This is a genomic window from Mycobacterium sp. TH-M15, from assembly GCF_057473705.1.
In genome coordinates this window covers 1-2,470 of sequence record NZ_JBYCLB010000608.1, presented here as the reverse complement: position 1 = coordinate 2,470, position 2,470 = coordinate 1, and the positions used below count along the sequence as shown (strand labels likewise).

The 2,470-nt window shown below is 69.2% G+C and carries 2 protein-coding genes; one reads left to right on the top strand and one right to left on the bottom strand.

Annotated features, from left to right (window positions below; translation table 11 throughout):
• Positions 1-65: 65 nt before the first annotated feature.
• Complete coding sequence (gene mmuM / locus AC2VNT_RS14885; protein WP_486947589.1) at positions 66-974, bottom strand: homocysteine S-methyltransferase; 909 nt, start codon at positions 972-974, stop codon at positions 66-68.
• A 286-nt stretch (positions 975-1,260) separates the two neighbouring features.
• Between mmuM and clpX the strand changes: the two genes are divergently transcribed.
• Positions 1,261-2,470, top strand: a 1,210-nt coding sequence (gene clpX / locus AC2VNT_RS14880) for an ATP-dependent Clp protease ATP-binding subunit ClpX (protein WP_486947588.1), incomplete at its 3' end; no start/stop codon positions are given.

Below are 2,470 nucleotides of genomic sequence, written 5' to 3'. Positions count from 1 at the left end.
CCCCCGGCCCAGACTTCCGCCTGCCTCGGGCGTGCACTCTGCGCCCACCCAGCGGGTACCACTACCTAGGACTGCGTGGGCGCACCGTCAACGACGTCTGCCACCGCCGCGATGTCGGCCGGCCGCACTCGGCAGCAGCCGCCGACGATCCGGGCGCCGGCGGCGACCCAGCCCGGTACCAGGTCGGCGGTGAAGGACGGGCGGCCCACCCAGCGCCCGTCGTCCCAGCGCTCACCGCTGTTGGGGTAGACGATGACCGGCTTGCCGGTGACGGAGCGGGCGATCTCGATCGCCGGCAGCACGTCGCCGGGGGCGCAGCAGTTGACCCCGACCGCCACGATCTGCGGCACGCCCGCGGCCACCGCGAACGCCTCGGCCAGCGGCTGACCGGCCCGGGTGCGGTCGCCGTCGATGGTGTAGCTGAGCCAGGCGGGCAGCGCCTGCTCGGCGACCAGCCCCACCAGCGCCTCGGCCTCGTCCAGGTCGGGGATGGTCTCGCAGGCCAGCACGTCGGGCCCCGCGGCGGCCAGGACTTCCAGCCGAGGCCGGTGCCAGGCCGTCAGCTGCGGCACCGACAGCCCATACCGGCCGCGGTACTCCGAGCCGTCGGCCAGGGCGCCGCCGTACGGCCCGATCGACGCCGCCACCCACCGCCGGTCGCCGCCGGACGGCGCGGTCGACGCAGCCGAGCGGGCCAGCTCGACGCTGCGCCGCAGCAGCCGGGTGGCGTCGTCGCGGCCGATGCCGTGCGCCGCGAACCCGTCGAACGATGCCTGGTAGCTGGCCGTGGTGGCGATCACCGCCCCGGCGCGGAAGAAGGCTTCGTGTGCGGCGGCGATCGCCTGCGGCGCGTCGGCGAGCAGTCGCGCCGACCACAGCGGGTCGCCGGCGAGGCGAAAACCACCCGCCTCGAGCTCGGTGGCGAGGCCGCCATCACTGGTCAGCACGGTATCGTCGGGCACGGCGAACCCCACCCTCGCCACTGTAGGCGGGACCGGTCGGTAGCCTCGGGGTCGGGTAACGGAGGCGACACGCCTGAGAAAAGCCAGCGCGTCACGCCGCGCTGCGGCCGGGTCAGGGGATATCTTTCACCTGGCGGACAAGATGAATATCGATGAAATATCAAGAACGCGATTCGGCCCTATCGGTCGCGTCGCAGTGCAGGTAGCAGGTAGCGTCGGGGCGTAACACCCGACAGGGGCCAGCCCGGTCCCGCCCCCGACCACGAGACGGCGAACAGGAAGTAGGTTCTGACGCATCATGGCGCGCATCGGAGACGGCGGTGACCTGCTGAAGTGCTCGTTCTGCGGGAAGAGCCAGAAACAGGTCAAGAAGCTGATCGCCGGTCCGGGTGTCTACATCTGCGACGAGTGCATCGACCTGTGCAACGAGATCATCGAGGAAGAACTCGCCGACGCCGACGACGTCAAACTCGACGAACTGCCCAAGCCGGCCGAGATCCGGGACTTCCTGGAGGGCTACGTCATCGGGCAGGACACCGCCAAGCGGACGCTGGCGGTGGCCGTCTACAACCACTACAAGCGCATCCAGGCCGGCGAGAAGAACCGGGACTCGAAGACCGGTGAGCCGGTCGAGCTGACCAAGTCCAACATCCTGATGCTCGGGCCCACCGGCTGCGGCAAGACCTACCTGGCCCAGACGCTGGCCAAGATGCTCAACGTGCCGTTCGCGATCGCCGACGCCACCGCGCTCACCGAGGCGGGCTACGTCGGCGAGGACGTGGAGAACATCCTGCTCAAGCTGATCCAGGCCGCCGACTACGACGTCAAGCGGGCCGAGACCGGCATCGTCTACATCGACGAGGTGGACAAGATCGCCCGCAAGTCCGAGAACCCGTCGATCACTCGGGATGTCTCCGGGGAGGGCGTGCAGCAGGCGCTGCTGAAGATCCTGGAGGGCACCCAGGCGTCGGTGCCCCCGCAGGGCGGCCGCAAGCACCCGCACCAGGAGTTCATCCAGATCGACACCACCAACGTGCTGTTCATCGTGGCGGGTGCGTTCGCCGGGCTGGAGAAGATCGTCTCCGACCGGATCGGCAAGCGCGGCTTGGGCTTCGGCGCCGAGGTGCACTCCAAGGCCGAGATCGACACCACCGACCACTTCGCTGAGGTGATGCCGGAAGACCTGATCAAGTTCGGGCTGATCCCGGAGTTCATCGGCCGGCTGCCGGTGGTGGCCTCGGTGACCAACCTGGACCTGGACTCGCTGGTCAAGATCCTCTCCGAGCCGAAGAATGCGCTGGTCAAGCAGTACACCCGGCTCTTCGAGATGGACGGGGTAGAGCTGGAGTTCACCGACGACGCGCTGGAGGCCATCGCCGACCAGGCGATCCACCGCGGCACCGGTGCGCGCGGGCTGCGCGCCATCATGGAAGAAGTGCTGCTGCCGGTGATGTACGACATCCCCAGCCGCGACGACGTCGCCAAGGTCGTGGTGACCAAGGAGACGG